This is a genomic window from Mycobacterium sp. E2497 (assembly GCF_001668695.1).
In the GTDB taxonomy this organism is placed as follows: Bacteria; Actinomycetota; Actinomycetes; order Mycobacteriales; family Mycobacteriaceae; genus Mycobacterium.
The window spans coordinates 1-15938 of the sequence record NZ_LZKD01000231.1 but is presented as its reverse complement, the minus strand read 5'-3'; the positions used below and the strand labels follow the sequence as shown (position 1 = coordinate 15938).

Annotated in this window: 11 protein-coding genes, 3 rRNA genes and 1 pseudogene; 8 read left to right on the top strand and 7 right to left on the bottom strand. The window is 63.5% G+C overall.

Features of this window, described 5'->3' with window-relative positions; translation table 11 throughout:
* Positions 1 to 14 precede the first annotated feature (14 nt).
* From murA to rrf, 4 genes are all read left to right on the top strand, one after another.
* Positions 15 to 1268, top strand: coding sequence for a UDP-N-acetylglucosamine 1-carboxyvinyltransferase (murA, locus tag A5713_RS21385; RefSeq protein ID WP_067924781.1), 1254 nt, complete (start codon positions 15 to 17; stop codon positions 1266 to 1268).
* 367 nt (positions 1269 to 1635) lie between these two features.
* Positions 1636 to 3155 (top strand): 16S ribosomal RNA (locus A5713_RS21380).
* Between the two features lie 282 nt (positions 3156 to 3437).
* Positions 3438 to 6536: ribosomal RNA gene (locus A5713_RS21375) — 23S ribosomal RNA — on the top strand.
* A 90-nt stretch (positions 6537 to 6626) separates the two neighbouring features.
* Positions 6627 to 6739: ribosomal RNA gene (gene rrf / locus A5713_RS21370) — 5S ribosomal RNA — on the top strand.
* The 16S, 23S and 5S rRNA genes sit together here, the layout of an rRNA operon.
* A 58-nt stretch (positions 6740 to 6797) precedes the next feature.
* On the opposite strand, the gene A5713_RS21365 is transcribed toward rrf, so the two are convergent.
* From A5713_RS21365 to A5713_RS21350, 6 genes are all read right to left on the bottom strand, one after another.
* Positions 6798 to 7301, bottom strand: coding sequence for a methylated-DNA--[protein]-cysteine S-methyltransferase (locus tag A5713_RS21365; RefSeq protein WP_067923001.1), 504 nt, complete (start codon positions 7299 to 7301; stop codon positions 6798 to 6800).
* Positions 7298 to 8797, bottom strand: coding sequence for a DNA-3-methyladenine glycosylase 2 family protein (locus A5713_RS21360; protein ID WP_068098283.1), 1500 nt, complete (start codon positions 8795 to 8797; stop codon positions 7298 to 7300). The genes A5713_RS21365 and A5713_RS21360 overlap by 4 nt, the downstream gene beginning before the upstream one ends.
* Positions 8798 to 8888: 91 nt before the next feature.
* On the bottom strand, positions 8889 to 9026 hold the full coding sequence (locus tag A5713_RS28835; protein WP_197516436.1) for a hypothetical protein: 138 nt from the start codon (positions 9024 to 9026) through the stop codon (positions 8889 to 8891).
* Entirely contained in the window at positions 9023 to 10423 is a 1401-nt protein-coding gene (locus A5713_RS21355; RefSeq protein WP_067923006.1) for an OFA family MFS transporter, read from the bottom strand. The genes A5713_RS28835 and A5713_RS21355 overlap by 4 nt, the downstream gene beginning before the upstream one ends.
* A 321-nt stretch (positions 10424 to 10744) precedes the next feature.
* Positions 10745 to 11122, bottom strand: a complete 378-nt coding sequence (locus A5713_RS27845) for a hypothetical protein (RefSeq protein WP_082973081.1) — start codon at positions 11120 to 11122, stop codon at positions 10745 to 10747.
* A 71-nt stretch (positions 11123 to 11193) separates the two neighbouring features.
* Positions 11194 to 12810: an adenylate/guanylate cyclase domain-containing protein gene (locus A5713_RS21350; RefSeq protein WP_068098282.1), complete on the bottom strand. Its 1617-nt coding sequence runs from the start codon at positions 12808 to 12810 to the stop codon at positions 11194 to 11196.
* 45 nt (positions 12811 to 12855) lie between these two features.
* On the opposite strand from A5713_RS21350, the gene nucS reads away from it, so the two are divergent.
* Together nucS and A5713_RS27840 are read left to right on the top strand one after the other, a co-directional pair.
* Positions 12856 to 13527 carry an endonuclease NucS gene (nucS, locus tag A5713_RS21345; protein ID WP_067923010.1) on the top strand — a complete coding sequence of 224 codons (672 nt, stop codon included), beginning with the start codon at positions 12856 to 12858 and terminating at the stop codon, positions 13525 to 13527.
* 22 nt (positions 13528 to 13549) lie between these two features.
* Positions 13550 to 13846 carry a hypothetical protein gene (locus A5713_RS27840; protein WP_082973080.1) on the top strand — a complete coding sequence of 99 codons (297 nt, stop codon included), beginning with the start codon at positions 13550 to 13552 and terminating at the stop codon, positions 13844 to 13846.
* 10 nt (positions 13847 to 13856) lie between these two features.
* Here A5713_RS27840 and mce read toward each other — a convergent pair whose 3' ends face one another.
* A complete protein-coding gene (mce, locus tag A5713_RS21340) occupies positions 13857 to 14324 on the bottom strand; it encodes a methylmalonyl-CoA epimerase (protein ID WP_197509205.1) in 468 nt (155 codons plus the stop codon).
* Between the two features lie 89 nt (positions 14325 to 14413).
* Between mce and A5713_RS21335 the strand changes: the two genes are divergently transcribed.
* The gene (locus A5713_RS21335; RefSeq protein WP_067923014.1) at positions 14414 to 15601 is read left to right on the top strand and encodes an acetyl-CoA C-acetyltransferase; all 1188 of its coding nucleotides are present in this window, start codon (positions 14414 to 14416) and stop codon (positions 15599 to 15601) included.
* Positions 15602 to 15777: 176 nt separating this feature from the next.
* Positions 15778 to 15938: pseudogene (locus A5713_RS29325) on the top strand (co-chaperone YbbN); the annotation flags it as partial.

Below are 15938 nucleotides of genomic sequence, written 5' to 3'. Positions count from 1 at the left end.
CTAGACTGACGCGGGTGGCTGAGCGATTCGTGGTGACCGGCGGCAACCGGTTGTCCGGCGAAGTCGCAGTGGGGGGCGCCAAGAACAGCGTGCTCAAGCTGATGGCGGCAACGCTGCTGGCCGAGGGCACCAGCACCATCACCAACTGCCCCGACATCCTCGATGTGCCGTTGATGGCAGAGGTCTTGCGCGGCCTGGGCGCCACCGTCGAACTCGACGGCGACGTCGCCCGCATCACCTCACCCGACGAGCCGAAATACGACGCCGACTTCGCGGCGGTGCGACAGTTCCGGGCGTCGGTCTGCGTGCTCGGGCCGCTGGTCGGCCGGTGCAAGCGGGCCAGGGTGGCGCTGCCGGGCGGTGACGCGATCGGTTCCCGTCCACTGGACATGCATCAGGCGGGCCTGCGGCAGCTGGGCGCCCAGTGCAACATCGAACACGGTTGCGTCGTCGCCCACGCCGACACCTTGCGCGGCGCGGAGATCCAGCTCGAGTTTCCCTCGGTGGGGGCCACCGAGAACATCCTGATGGCCGCCGTGCTGGCCGAGGGCGTCACCACGATCCACAATGCGGCGCGCGAACCCGACGTCGTGGACCTGTGCACCATGTTGAACCAGATGGGCGCGCAGGTCGAAGGTGCCGGCTCGTCGACCATGACCATCACCGGAGTCCCACGGCTCTACCCGACCGAGCACCGGGTGATCGGGGATCGCATCGTTGCCGCCACCTGGGGCATCGCCGCCGCGATGACCCGTGGAGACATCTCGGTGACCGGCGTCGACCCGGCCCACCTCCAGGTGGTGCTGCACAAGCTGCACGACGCCGGCGCGACCGTCACCCAGACGGACAACAGCTTTCGGATCACCCAGTACGAACGGCCCAAGGCCGTCAACGTGGCGACCCTGCCGTTCCCCGGGTTCCCGACGGATCTGCAGCCGATGGCGATCGCCCTGGCGTCGATCGCCGACGGCACCTCGATGATCACGGAGAACGTTTTCGAGGCCCGTTTCCGCTTTGTCGAAGAGATGATCCGGCTGGGCGCGGACGCCCGCACCGATGGTCACCACGCAGTCGTGCGAGGCCTGCCGCAATTGTCGAGCGCCCCGGTGTGGTGTTCGGACATTCGGGCCGGTGCGGGGCTGGTTTTGGCGGGGCTCGTCGCCGACGGTGACACCGAGGTCCACGACGTCTTCCACATCGATCGGGGCTACCCGTTGTTCGTGGAGAACCTGGCGATTTTGGGAGCGGAGATCGAGCGGGTAGAGTAACCAAAGTCAGTGCCCCACAGGGGCGGTCGCCACACCAGGCGGCCGACACCCCGGGCCCTTGACTCCCTCGCTGGATTGGTACTAGCCTTGCACGGCTGCTCCCGAAACGGTCTCCGGAAGACCAAAACTGGGAGTTGACTTCGCTGCCGGACTTGTATTAAGCTGGCAGGGTTGCCCCAAAACGGGCGAAACAAGTGTTGTTTGAGAACTCAATAGTGTGTTTGGTCTTTTTATTTGTTGTTGTTTTTTGGCCATACCTAGCACTCCCCGTGTGTGGGTATGGCAACTTTTGATGCCAGTTATTTGGTGTCTTTTTGTTAGGTCAGATTTTCTCTGATTTGAATTCACCTCGTCCGCGAGGAGATTTTGTTTGGAGAGTTTGATCCTGGCTCAGGACGAACGCTGGCGGCGTGCTTAACACATGCAAGTCGAACGGAAAGGCCCCTTCGGGGGTACTCGAGTGGCGAACGGGTGAGTAACACGTGGGCAATCTGCCCTGCACTTCGGGATAAGCCTGGGAAACTGGGTCTAATACCGGATAGGACCACTTGGCGCATGCCTTGTGGTGGAAAGCTTTTGCGGTGTGGGATGGGCCCGCGGCCTATCAGCTTGTTGGTGGGGTGATGGCCTACCAAGGCGACGACGGGTAGCCGGCCTGAGAGGGTGTCCGGCCACACTGGGACTGAGATACGGCCCAGACTCCTACGGGAGGCAGCAGTGGGGAATATTGCACAATGGGCGCAAGCCTGATGCAGCGACGCCGCGTGGGGGATGACGGCCTTCGGGTTGTAAACCTCTTTCAGCAGGGACGAAGCGCAAGTGACGGTACCTGCAGAAGAAGCACCGGCCAACTACGTGCCAGCAGCCGCGGTAATACGTAGGGTGCGAGCGTTGTCCGGAATTACTGGGCGTAAAGAGCTCGTAGGTGGTTTGTCGCGTTGTTCGTGAAAACCGGGGGCTTAACCCTCGGCGTGCGGGCGATACGGGCAGACTAGAGTACTGCAGGGGAGACTGGAATTCCTGGTGTAGCGGTGGAATGCGCAGATATCAGGAGGAACACCGGTGGCGAAGGCGGGTCTCTGGGCAGTAACTGACGCTGAGGAGCGAAAGCGTGGGGAGCGAACAGGATTAGATACCCTGGTAGTCCACGCCGTAAACGGTGGGTACTAGGTGTGGGTTTCCTTCCTTGGGATCCGTGCCGTAGCTAACGCATTAAGTACCCCGCCTGGGGAGTACGGCCGCAAGGCTAAAACTCAAAGGAATTGACGGGGGCCCGCACAAGCGGCGGAGCATGTGGATTAATTCGATGCAACGCGAAGAACCTTACCTGGGTTTGACATGCACAGGACGCGTCTAGAGATAGGCGTTCCCTTGTGGCCTGTGTGCAGGTGGTGCATGGCTGTCGTCAGCTCGTGTCGTGAGATGTTGGGTTAAGTCCCGCAACGAGCGCAACCCTTGTCTCATGTTGCCAGCGGGTAATGCCGGGGACTCGTGAGAGACTGCCGGGGTCAACTCGGAGGAAGGTGGGGATGACGTCAAGTCATCATGCCCCTTATGTCCAGGGCTTCACACATGCTACAATGGCCGGTACAAAGGGCTGCGATGCCGTAAGGTTAAGCGAATCCTTTTAAAGCCGGTCTCAGTTCGGATCGGGGTCTGCAACTCGACCCCGTGAAGTCGGAGTCGCTAGTAATCGCAGATCAGCAACGCTGCGGTGAATACGTTCCCGGGCCTTGTACACACCGCCCGTCACGTCATGAAAGTCGGTAACACCCGAAGCCAGTGGCCTAACCCTTTGGGAGGGAGCTGTCGAAGGTGGGATCGGCGATTGGGACGAAGTCGTAACAAGGTAGCCGTACCGGAAGGTGCGGCTGGATCACCTCCTTTCTAAGGAGCACCACGAAAAGCACTCCAATTGGTGGGGTGCGAGCCGTGAGGGGTTTCCGCCTGTAGTGGGCGGGATCCGGGTGCACAACAGCAAATGATTGCCAGACACACTATTGGGCCCTGAGACAACACTCGGCCAGTCCGTGTGGTGTCCCTCCATCTTGGTGGTGGGGTGTGGTGTTTGAGTATTGGATAGTGGTTGCGAGCATCTAAACGGATGCGTTGCCGGCAACGGTCGCGTGTTCGTTGAAATGTGTAATTTCTTCTTTGGTTTTTGTGTGTAAGTAAGTGTTTAAGGGCGCATGGTGGATGCCTTGGCATCGAGAGCCGATGAAGGACGTGGGAGGCTGCGATATGCCTCGGGGAGCTGTCAACCGAGCATTGATCCGAGGATTTCCGAATGGGGAAACCCAGCACGAGTGATGTCGTGTTACCCGCATCTGAATATATAGGGTGCGGGAGGTAACGCGGGGAAGTGAAACATCTCAGTACCCGTAGGAGAAGAAAACAATTGTGATTCCGTTAGTAGTGGCGAGCGAACGCGGAACAGGCTAAACCGCATGCATGGATAACCGGGTAGGGGTTGTGTGTGCGGGGTTGTGGGATTGATATGTCTCAGCTCTACCTGGCTGAGGGGTAGTCAGAAAGTGTCGTGGTTAGCGGAAGTGGCCTGGGACGGCCCGCCGTAGACGGTGAAAGCCCGGTACGCGAAAACCCGGCACCTACCTTGTATCAACACCCGAGTAGCAGCGGGCCCGTGGAATCTGCTGTGAATCTGCCGGGACCACCCGGTAAGCCTAAATACTTCTCGATGACCGATAGCGGATTAGTACCGTGAGGGAATGGTGAAAAGTACCCCGGGAGGGGAGTGAAATAGTACCTGAAACCGTGTGCCTACAAGCCGTCAGAGCCTCCTTGTGGGGTGATGGCGTGCCTTTTGAAGAATGAGCCTGCGAGTCAGGGACACGTCGCGAGGTTAACCCGTGCGGGGTAGCCGCAGCGAAAGCGAGTCTGAATAGGGCGCATCCCCTTTGGGGTGTAGTGGCGTGTTCTGGACCCGAAGCGGAGTGATCTACCCATGGCCAGGGTGAAGCGCGGGTAAGACCGCGTGGAGGCCCGAACCCACTTAGGTTGAAGACTGAGGGGATGAGCTGTGGGTAGGGGTGAAAGGCCAATCAAACTCCGTGATAGCTGGTTCTCCCCGAAATGCATTTAGGTGCAGCGTTACGTGTTTCACCACGGAGGTAGAGCTACTGGATGGCCGATGGGCCCTACTAGGTTACTGACGTCAGCCAAACTCCGAATGCCGTGGTGTATAGCGTGGCAGTGAGACGGCGGGGGATAAGCTCCGTGCGTCGAGAGGGAAACAGCCCAGATCGCCGGCTAAGGCCCCTAAGCGTGTGCTAAGTGGAAAAGGATGTGCAGTCGCAGAGACAACCAGGAGGTTGGCTTAGAAGCAGCCACCCTTGAAAGAGTGCGTAATAGCTCACTGGTCAAGTGATTGTGCGCCGATAATGTAGCGGGGCTCAAGCACACCGCCGAAGCCGCGGCAACCGTAAGGTTGGGTAGGGGAGCGTCCCCCATGCAGCGAAGCTACCGGGTAACCGTGTGGTGGAGTTTGGGGGAGTGAGAATGCAGGCATGAGTAGCGATAAGGCAAGTGAGAACCTTGCCCGCCGTAAGACCAAGGGTTCCTGGGCCAGGCCAGTCCGCCCAGGGTGAGTCGGGACCTAAGGCGAGGCCGACAGGCGTAGTCGATGGACAACGGGTTGATATTCCCGTACCCGTGTGTGGGCGTCCCTGACGAATCAGCGGTACTAACCACCCAAATGGTGGTCTATCAATCCCTTCGGGGTGCGAGGATCGCCGGCTGCGTGGGACCTTCGCTGGTAGTAGTCAAGCAATGGGGTGACGCAGGAAGGTAGCCGTACCAGTCAGTGGTAATACTGGGGCAAGCCCGTAGGGAGAGCGATAGGTAAATCCGTCGCTCATTAATCCTGAGAGGTGATGCATAGCCGATTGAGGCGAATTCGGTGATCCTCTGCTGCCAAGAAAAGCCTCTAGCGAGCACACACACGGCCCGTACCCCAAACCGACACAGGTGGTCAGGTAGAGCATACCAAGGCGTACGAGATAACTATGGTTAAGGAACTCGGCAAAATGCCCCCGTAACTTCGGGAGAAGGGGGGCCGAAATACTGTGAACACCCTTGCGGTGGGAGCGGGATTCGGCCGCAGAAACCAGTGGGTAGCGACTGTTTACTAAAAACACAGGTCCGTGCGAAGTCGCAAGACGATGTATACGGACTGACGCCTGCCCGGTGCTGGAAGGTTAAGAGGACCCGTTAACCGTAAGGTGAAGCGGAGAATTTAAGCCCCAGTAAACGGCGGTGGTAACTATAACCATCCTAAGGTAGCGAAATTCCTTGTCGGGTAAGTTCCGACCTGCACGAATGGCGTAACGACTTCCCAACTGTCTCAACCATAGACTCGGCGAAATTGCACTACGAGTAAAGATGCTCGTTACGCGCGGCAGGACGAAAAGACCCCGGGACCTTCACTACAACTTGGTATTGGTGTTCGGTACGGTTTGTGTAGGATAGGTGGGAGACTGTGAAACCTCAACGCCAGTTGGGGCGGAGTCGTTGTTGAAATACCACTCTGATCGTATTGGACACCTAACGTCGAACCCTTATCGGGTTCACGGACAGTGCCTGGCGGGTAGTTTAACTGGGGCGGTTGCCTCCTAAAATGTAACGGAGGCGCCCAAAGGTTCCCTCAACCTGGACGGCAATCAGGTGTTGAGTGTAAGTGCACAAGGGAGCTTGACTGCGAGACTTACAAGTCAAGCAGGGACGAAAGTCGGGACTAGTGATCCGGCACCCCCGAGTGGAAGGGGTGTCGCTCAACGGATAAAAGGTACCCCGGGGATAACAGGCTGATCTTCCCCAAGAGTCCATATCGACGGGATGGTTTGGCACCTCGATGTCGGCTCGTCGCATCCTGGGGCTGGAGCAGGTCCCAAGGGTTGGGCTGTTCGCCCATTAAAGCGGCACGCGAGCTGGGTTTAGAACGTCGTGAGACAGTTCGGTCTCTATCCGCCGCGCGCGTCAGAAACTTGAGGAAACCTGTCCCTAGTACGAGAGGACCGGGACGGACGAACCTCTGGTATACCAGTTGTCCCACCAGGGGCACCGCTGGATAGCCACGTTCGGACAGGATAACCGCTGAAAGCATCTAAGCGGGAAACCTTCTCCAAGATCAGGTTTCTCACCCTTTTAGAGGGATAAGGCCCCCCGCAGACCACGGGATCGATAGGCCAGACCTGGAAGCTCAGCAATGAGTGCAGGGAACTGGCACTAACCGGCCGAAAACTTACCAACACACAATCGCAACCACTTTCCATTTCCAGCGGCAATAGCCGCGGAAACTTGGACACCACACCCCCCACCGAAACCAAATTTAAATAGAGTTACGGCGGCCACAGCGACAGGGAAACGCCCGGTCCCATTCCGAACCCGGAAGCTAAGCCTGTCAGCGCCGATGATACTGCCCATGCGGGTGGAAAAGTAGGACACCGCCGAACATACACAAAAACACCCCCGGCGACGGGGGTGTTTTTGCATTTACGGCGCCGGCGATTTCTAGTCGAACAATGTCAAAGTCGCATTCGCGGATGCGTGTTTTCTCTCCAACCCGAGCAACGTTTGCTTTCGCTCGAGGCCGCCGCCGTAACCGGTGAGGCTGCCGTTGGCGCCGATCACTCGATGGCAGGGAACGACAATCGCAATGGGGTTGTGGCCGTTGGCCAACCCCACCGCCCGTGCGGAGCCGGGAGCTCCGATCTGGTCCGCAATCTTTCCGTACGACCTCGTTTCGCCATATGGAATTGTTTGTAGCGCCGACCACACTCGCCGCTGGAAATCGGAGCCGCGGAGCTCGAATTCGAAATCGAAGTCGGTCAGCTCGCCGGCGAAGTAGGCGTCGAGTTGCTCGGTGGCCTCTTGGAATGCGGCCGGGTTCGGTGTCCAGCCGGTCCGGCTGGGTTCGTAGGTCTGGTCGACCATCCGAAGCATGGTCAAAACGGAGTCCTGTCCCGCCAACGTCAGCGGCCCGACCGGGCTTTCGATGGTGCGGTACTCGATCATGCTGTCTCCTTTTGGGGCTCCTGTGGTGGCCATTGGTTAACCGGATGCTCGAGGGTGGTCCAAAGGTACTGGGTCGCGTACGAGCGCCAGGGGCGCCAGCGGGTGCCATGCGTGACCAGCGCCCCTTCGTCCGTCGGCAAGCCCAGCTGTCTGGCGGCCGAGCGAAGGCCAAGGTCGGTGGCGGGGAAGGCATCTGGGTCACCGAGACCGCGCATGGCAATCACCTCTGCGGTCCAGGGGCCTACCCCGGGCAGATCCAGCAATTGCCTGCGGGAGGCTTCCCAGTCGCTCCCGCTGTCCAGGACGATACTGCCGTCGGCGAGGCCGGCGACCAATGCGCTCAGGGTCCGTTGGCGGGCTTTGGGGACCGCCAAGTGGACCGGGTCGATCTCGGCGAGCTGCTCCACCGACGGGAAAGTATGCGTCAACCCGCCGTCCGGGTCCGCGATCGGGTGCCCGTAGGCGGCGACCAGGCGGCCGGCGTGCGTGCTCGCCGCTTTGGTCGAGACCTGTTGGCCCAGAACCGCGCGCACGGCCAGCTCGGCCTCGTCGACAGTGCGGGGGATGCGTTGTCCGGGTGCCTTTACGATCGCGGGACGCAGGCCGGGGTCACCGGCGAGCGCCTCGTCCACCGCTTCGGGATCGGCGTCGAGATCGAGCAGCCGCCGGCAGCGGGCGATCGCCGTTGTGAGGTCGCGAAAGTCATCGAGCGTGAGCACGCAGCGGACGTGATCGACGGCCGGTGTCAGCGTGACGACGGCGCTGCCGACCGGCAGGCGAAGGGTGCGTCGATAGGCGCCATCGCGAACTTCCTCACAACCGGGCACTGTGCTGGCGGCCAAGTGGCCGAAGACTCCCTCGTAGGCGAACGGGGTGCGAACCGGCAGGCGAAGGCACACCGTTCCCGCCGAAGCGGCGCCCGACCCGGGCCGGGCGGCCGCCAGCCGGCGCAGTTCCGTCGGCGTGTTCTCGAAGACCAGGCGCACGGTGTCGTTGAACTGGCGGATGCTGGAAAACCCCGACGCGAAGGCGACGTCGCCGAACGGCAAAGCCGTGGTCTCGATCAGCAGGCGAGCGGTCTGCGCTCGCTGGGCGCGGGCCAGCGCGAGCGGGCCGGCACCCACTTCGGCCTGCAACAGCCGCTCCAGCTGGCGGGTGGTATAGCCGAGGTGGGCTGCCAGACCGCCGACACCCTCGCGGTCCACCGTGCCGTCGGCGATGAGCCGCATCGTCCGCGCGACGACGTCGCCGCGTACGTTCCATTCCGGTGAACCCGGCGACGCGTCGGGGCGGCACCGTTTGCAGGCCCGGAACCCCGCGCGCTGAGCGGCCGCCGCGGTCGGGTAGAACCGCACGTTGCGGGCGAACGGCGGCCGCACCGGGCAGCTGGGGCGGCAATAGATGCGGGTGGTCAGGACCGCCGTGACGAACCAGCCGTCGAACCGGGCGTCCTTGGACTGGACGGCGCGGTAGCAACGTTCGAGGTCGTCATGCACGCTTCAAGACTTACACCCACCGACTGACAAAACTGGCGGAAAAACGACATCGTAGTGCGGGGCGCTGGCGGCCCGGGCGCGGCTCGGGTGGTCAGACGCTGAATAGCTGGGTGATCTTGGTGCAGAGCTGCCAGACCCCGTACGCGAACGGGACGGCCACCCACAGCCAGGGGAGTATGAGGACGAGACTGACGCGCCGGCCGGGAGTGTCCGCCGTCGGTGTGGTCATGGTTGCCTTTCGGGCTGTCGGGGGGACGTCGTCTCGGCTGCCGACGAGGTGTCGTCGGACCATGCTTCCCGGTAATGTTTCTCGGCTACCGGCCTGATCAGCTCGTTGCAAACCACGCCGAGAACCAACAGGGCGATCATCACCGCGAATGACACGGTGTACAGCTCCGGGCCGTGTTTGCCGGCCGCCTTCTGCGAGTCCGCAATCGCGTTGACGGTGAGTGGGCCTAACACGCCCGCAACCGACCACGCGGTCAACAACCTGCCGTGGATGGCACCGACCTCGAAGACGCCGAACAGGTCACGCAGGTAAGCAGGAACCGTCGAGAACCCCGCGCCGTAGAACGACAGGATCAGCAGCGTGCACAGCAGGAACACAATTTTGTTGGAGTTGGTCGTCAGGAGCAGCGTCAGATACAGAAGGGCGCCGCCGCCCAGATAGAGCCGGTAGATCGCCTTGCGGCCCACCAGGTCCGACAACGATGACCAGCCGATGCGGCCGAGCATGTTGGCCAGCGAAAGCAGCGCGACGTACCCGGCGGCCGCGGAAGCCAGCACGGCCGCACTGGGAGCGGCCGGAAAGAAGTCCTGGTAGATCGGTGACGCCTTCTCCAGAATGCCGATCCCGGCGGTCACGTTGAAACACAGCACCGCCCACAAGAGCCAGAACTGGGGCGTCTTGATCGCGTTCGCCGCCGCCACGCCGGCGACGCTGGCCGACGATACGGTCTTGTCCGGCTTGGGTTTCCAGCCGTTGGGCGCCCATCCGGGTGCGGGCACCCGGATCAGCACGCACCCCATCGACATGAACACCGCGTAGGTGCAGCCCATCACCAGGAAGGTCTTGGCGACACCCGCACTGCTGTTTCTTCCGAACGCGGCGAGAAGGCTGTTGGTCCACGGCGACGCGATCAGCGCTCCGCCGCCGAAGCCCATGATTGCCAGGCCGGTGGCCATGCCCGGGCGGTCGGGGAACCACTTGATCAACGTGGACACCGGAGAGATGTAGCCGATACCCAGCCCGACGCCACCAACCACGCCATAGCCCAACAAGACGATCCAGTACTGACGGACCGAAACTCCCAATCCCGCAATCAGCAGCCCGCCGCAGAAGCAGACGGTGGCAACGAACATCGCCCAGCGGGGCCCGTAGTGGTCGACGCGGGTGCCGAAAGCCGCAGCCGACACTCCCAGCATCACGATGCCGATGGTGAAGGGCATGGCGCTGGCCGTACCGGAGACATGTAGCGATTTCTCCAGCGGGATCTTGAAGACGCTCCACGCGTAAACCGAGCCGATGGCCAGATGGATCGACAGCGCGGCGGGGGGAACCAGCCAGCGGCTCCATCCCGGCCTTGCGACGATCCTCGCACGGTCCAGCAGTCCATTGGTTGTCACGATGCACCCTTCTCAGGTCGCCCGGCCGACGCCTTGGCCCGTCGCAACTATCGTTGCGGGTGGATCTGCGGGTCAATTCACGATCTTCTATCGCTCAATAGAGGAAATGTATTGACCCAGAAGGGTTTTGGCACACCGTGCAAGATGCACTATATCGGCTCGTGTGGTATGCGCGGCCGAACGAGACCTGTCCGGACGAGCACCGCAGACGCAGATCTACGACGTGAGTGGTGCGTGGGTGCCCGCGTAGGCCCTACGCGGGCACCGCCTTGCGCCATGGCGCTATGACGCCGGTGGGACCGGCGTCATAGCGCGTGAGGCCTACGGGCTGGGAGGGGTCCCGACGCAGACGCCACCGGCGCAGGCGCCCGCGCCGCCGGGGCCGGCAGATGCCCCCGCGCCCGGCACACCCGCGCTGGCCCCGCCGGGTCCGGCGCCGGCGCCGGACCCACCCGGTCCGGCGGTCGTGGCACCGCCGGGCCCGGTCTCGGGCCCCCCGCCACCCGGGGCGGCAGTAGTGGTCGCGGCCGGGGGGGTCGTGGTGACGCTGGTCGGCGTCGTGACCGTGGTGGTGACCGTCGACGTCGTCGGATTCTTGTTGTTGCTCGAGCCGCAACCCGCTGTCAGCGAACTCAAGGCGATGGCCGCCGCGACGCCCGCGGCGAGGGAAACACGGCGGGCTGTTGTACTACCGGGCATGTCAACACCAAATCTCTATGAGGGGCGATGTCCTTAATCCCGTTACCCACTCGGGCCGAAAATCAATCGCGTCACGCAGGCGAGTCGGCGGGCGAAGCCAACCGGGTGGGGCGCTCGTGTCCGCGAAGCGTCACGGTCTCACCCAAACTCCAACGGGCGCGTTCCTTCTCGCTCGCGCCCTCCAGCGCGCCGGCCGTCGCAAGCAGCCGGCCGGGGTGTGACTTGGCCAGCTCGCACAGGCGGGCCGCCTCGTTGACCGGCCCCCCGATCACGGTGTACTCGAAGCGTTCCCTGGCGCCGACGTTGCCGGCGACCACTTGCCCCGCCGCCACACCGATACCGGCCTGGCACTCGGGCATTTCGTTGTCGAGCCGCTCGGCGATGGCGCGCGCGGTGGCCAGCGCCTCGTCTTCCGGACGGTCCAGATGATTGGGGGCTCCGAAGATGGCCAGCGTCGCGTCGCCCTCGAACTTGTTGACCAGGCCGCAGTGTCGGTCCACTTCCTCGACGACGATGCCAAAAAATTGGTTGAGCACCGAAACGACTTCGGCCGGAGGCCGGCTGGTCACCAGTTGGGTAGACCTGACGATGTCGATGAATACGACTGCGACATGGCGTTCTTCGCCGCCCAGCTGCGGCCGCTCGCGTTCCGCGGCGAGGGCGACCTCGCGCCCGACGTGCCGTCCGAAGAGGTCGCGGACGCGTTCGCGCTCGCGCAGCCCGTCGACCATCGCGTTGAAACCGCGTTGGAGCTCACCGAGTTCGGTGCCGTCGAAAACGACGAGATCGCCCCGCAGATCACCGCGCTCTACGCGGCGCAATGCCGTACGGACCACGCGCACCGGAGTTGCGGTGAGCCAGGCCAGGATCCACATCAAGAGGCAACCGAAGATCACCGTGGCCATCGACACGATCAACACGCCGACCGCGAACTCGGTCTCGGTCAGGTTCCGCATCAGGGCCTGGAAGCCCGCGAGAAAGGCGATGCCGAGCACGGGCAGGCCGGACCCGAGGAACCAGACCACCATCGTCCGGCCCATGATCCCGGCCGAGAAACGTCGTGGCGGTGGCCCCGCCTCCAGTGCCTGCGCTGCGACGGGGCGCAGGGCGAACTCGGCGATCAGATAGCTGGCGGTGGCCACCAAGATGCCGCAGATGCCCACCGCGATGAGAAACCGCGGGATGAACAGCGTGTTGACCAGGCCGTAGAGCATTGTGTAGACCACCGCGCCGACACCCCACAGGATGAGGTCGAAGCGGGCGATCCGCCATGGGGCCAGGAAGGTGTTGCGCTCGTCTTCCGCGTTCGGCGAGCGCTCCTCGATCGCCCAGCGCAGCGAGAACACCGTCCGGCGGGTGATCCAATAGGTGCCCACCGCCAGGGCCAACACGATGTAGGCCGGTGAGACCCCGAACGTAATCCAGGCAGGCGCGTCGTGGAAGATGCTTGGCTGCGGGATGGCGACTATCACCAGCAGCAGCGCCACCACGATACCGATCAGGTTGGCGCCAAGGACCAGCACGGTCAGGATGAGCTGGATGCGGATGCGGCGCCGTCGCTGGCTCTCGGTGACTCGGCCCAGCAGCAGGGAGCCGTACGCCGGGGTCTCCGGTAGCCGGCCGCTCTGACGGGTGACCGTCTCGAGCACCCGGCCGATGCGTTTTGCCAAGCTCTGGTTGGCCGACATGGTGGCGTCAGCCTAATTTGTCGGCCACGCTCTAAGGTGAGTCGGGTGCGTCTAGTCATAGCCCAGTGCACTGTGGACTACGTCGGCCGGCTGACCGCGCATCTTCCGTCGGCGCGCAGGTTGCTGTTGTTCAAGGCGGACGGCTCGGTCAGCGTGCACGCCGACGACCGCGCCTACAAGCCGCTGAACTGGATGAGTCCGCCCTGCTGGCTCAGCGAGGAGGCCGGTGATCCGGCGCCCGTGTGGGTGGTACAGAACAAGGCCGGCGAACAGTTGCGCATCACGGTCGAGGTGGTCGAGCACGACTCCAGCCACGACCTCGGCGTTGACCCCGGCTTGGTCAAGGACGGCGTCGAAGCCCACCTGCAGGCGTTGCTCGCCGAGCACGTGCAACTGCTCGGCGAGGGTTACACGCTGGTTCGTCGCGAATACATGACCGCGATCGGGCCGGTCGACCTGCTCTGCCGTGACGAGCAGGGCGGTTCCGTCGCGGTGGAGATCAAGCGGCGGGGGGAGATCGACGGCGTCGAGCAGCTCACCCGCTACCTCGAGTTGCTCAATCGCGACAGCGTGCTGGCACCGGTGAAGGGGGTGTTCGCGGCCCAGCAGATCAAGCCGCAAGCGCGCACGCTCGCCACCGACCGGGGGATCCGTTGCATCACATTGGATTACGACAAGATGCGCGGAATGGACAGCGACGAATACCGGCTGTTTTGAGCCTCGCGGCTAGGCTGGCGGCATGGCCCGGCGTCGTACACCGCCACGTCGGCGGCGCCCGTCACCTTCGCCGCCGGCGCCGCTCCGGGTGGAGACCGGGCCGGACGGCCACGAGTACGAGGTGCGTCCCGTCGCGGCGGTCCGAGCGGTCAAGACCTACCGCTGTCCCGGTTGCGATCACGAAATACGCGCGGGCACAGCTCATCTGGTGGTCTGGCCGACTGATCCGACCCTCGGAGGGGCCGACGATCGACGCCATTGGCATGCCTCGTGCTGGACCCACCGCGCCACGCGCGGGCCTACCCGGAAGTGGTCCTGACCGCTGAGCCTCAGGTGGCCGGTTCGACCAACTCGATGAGAACGCCGCCGGCGTCCTTGGGGTGGATGAAGTTGATCCGCGAGTTTGCCGTACCGCGGCGGGGCGCATCGTAGAGGAGCCGGATGTCCTGAGAGCGCAGGTGCTCGATCACGCTGTCGAGGTCGCTCACCCGGACGGCCATCTGTTGGATGCCGGGCCCGCGCTTGTCGATGAACTTGGCGATGGTCGAGGAGTCGTCGATCGGTGCCATCAACTGGATCTGAGCGGTACCGGCCGGGGCGCCCGGCACGGACAGCATGGCCTCGCGGATTCCCTGCTCCTCGTTGACTTCCTCGTGTGCGACGATCATGCCGAGGTGGTCGTGATACCACGCGATGGCCGCGTCCAGGTCGGCGACTGCGATGCCGACGTGATCGATCGCCGTCACCAGCGCGGTGGCCAGGACCTGACGGGCGTCAACTTGATCGGTCGTCATCACATAAAGGTAACCTGGCGGCAAAGATTGCGCTTCTCCGGGAGGCCAAATCGGCCGTCCAGGGGAGCGTTAGTAGCCCTTAGGAGAGAGTAATGACGACTTCGGTGATCGTTGCTGGAGCGCGGACGCCGATCGGCAAGCTGATGGGTTCGTTGAAGGATTTCTCGGCCAGCGATCTGGGGGCCATTGCCATCGCAGGCGCGCTCGAGAAGGCCAACGTGCCCGCCTCCGCGGTCGAGTACGTGATCATGGGCCAGGTGCTGACGGCGGGGGCCGGCCAGATGCCGGCCCGCCAGGCGGCCGTGGCGGCCGGCATCGGCTGGGACGTTCCGGCGCTGACCATCAACAAGATGTGCCTGTCCGGCATCGACGCGATCGCGCTCGCCGACCAGCTGATCCGCGCCGGGGAGTTCGACGTGGTGGTGGCCGGCGGGCAGGAGTCCATGACCAAGGCGCCGCATTTGCTGATGGACAGCCGGGCGGGCTACAAGTACGGCGACGTCACGGTCCTGGACCACATGGCCTACGACGGCCTGCACGACGTGTTCACCGACCAGCCGATGGGCGCGCTCACCGAGCAACGCAATGACGTGGACAAGTTCACTCGCGAGGAGCAGGACGAGTTCGCTGCGCGGTCGCATCAGAAGGCGGCCGCGGCGTGGAAGGACGGCGTCTTCGCCGACGAAGTGGTGCCGGTCAACATTCCGCAGCGCAAGGGTGATCCGCTGCAGTTCACCGAGGACGAGGGGATCCGCGCCAACACCACCGTCGAGTCCCTGTCGGGCCTCAAGCCGGCATTCCGTCGCGACGGCACCATCACCGCCGGTTCGGCGTCTCAGATCTCCGACGGGGCGGCGGCCGTGGTGGTGATGAGCAAGGCCAAGGCGGAAGAGCTCGGGCTGACCTGGCTGGTAGAAATCGGTGCACACGGCGTCGTGGCCGGACCGGACTCGACCCTGCAGTCGCAGCCGGCCAACGCGATCAAGAAGGCGCTCGGCCGCGAGGGCATCTCCGCCGACCAGCTCGACGTGGTGGAGATTAACGAGGCGTTCGCGGCGGTCGCTTTGGCTTCGACCCGCGAACTCGGCCTCGATCCCGACATCGTCAACGTCAACGGCGGGGCGATCGCCGTCGGGCATCCGATCGGCATGTCGGGCGCGCGGATAACACTGCATGTGGCGCTGGAACTGGCCCGCCGGGGCTCCGGCTACGGCGTCGCCGCCCTGTGCGGCGCGGGTGGTCAGGGCGACGCCCTGATCCTGCGGGCAAACGCGAAGTAGCCGGTTTCGTCGGCGTGGGTCGACTCTCAACGAGGTTGCTGGGTCGGCCCACGCGGGGACTTTTGTGATCTTCGTCATACATCCTGATCGAGGCCCCTCGGGACTGATTTCCGGTCCGCCGAGGCGCCACCCGGCCGGGTGGATCGGTCGCCGACGCGCATGCCAAACTTGACGTCGTGACGCGTCCGCGACCCTCGATTGGCCCCGCGCTTGCCGGTGCGGTCGACTTGTCCGGCCTCAAGCAGCGGGCCCAGCAGCAGCCGGCCGGCGGCGCACCGGCGGCCGGTGACGGCGGCCCTGGGGTATCCGCAATCACCGAGGCCAATTTCGAGACCGA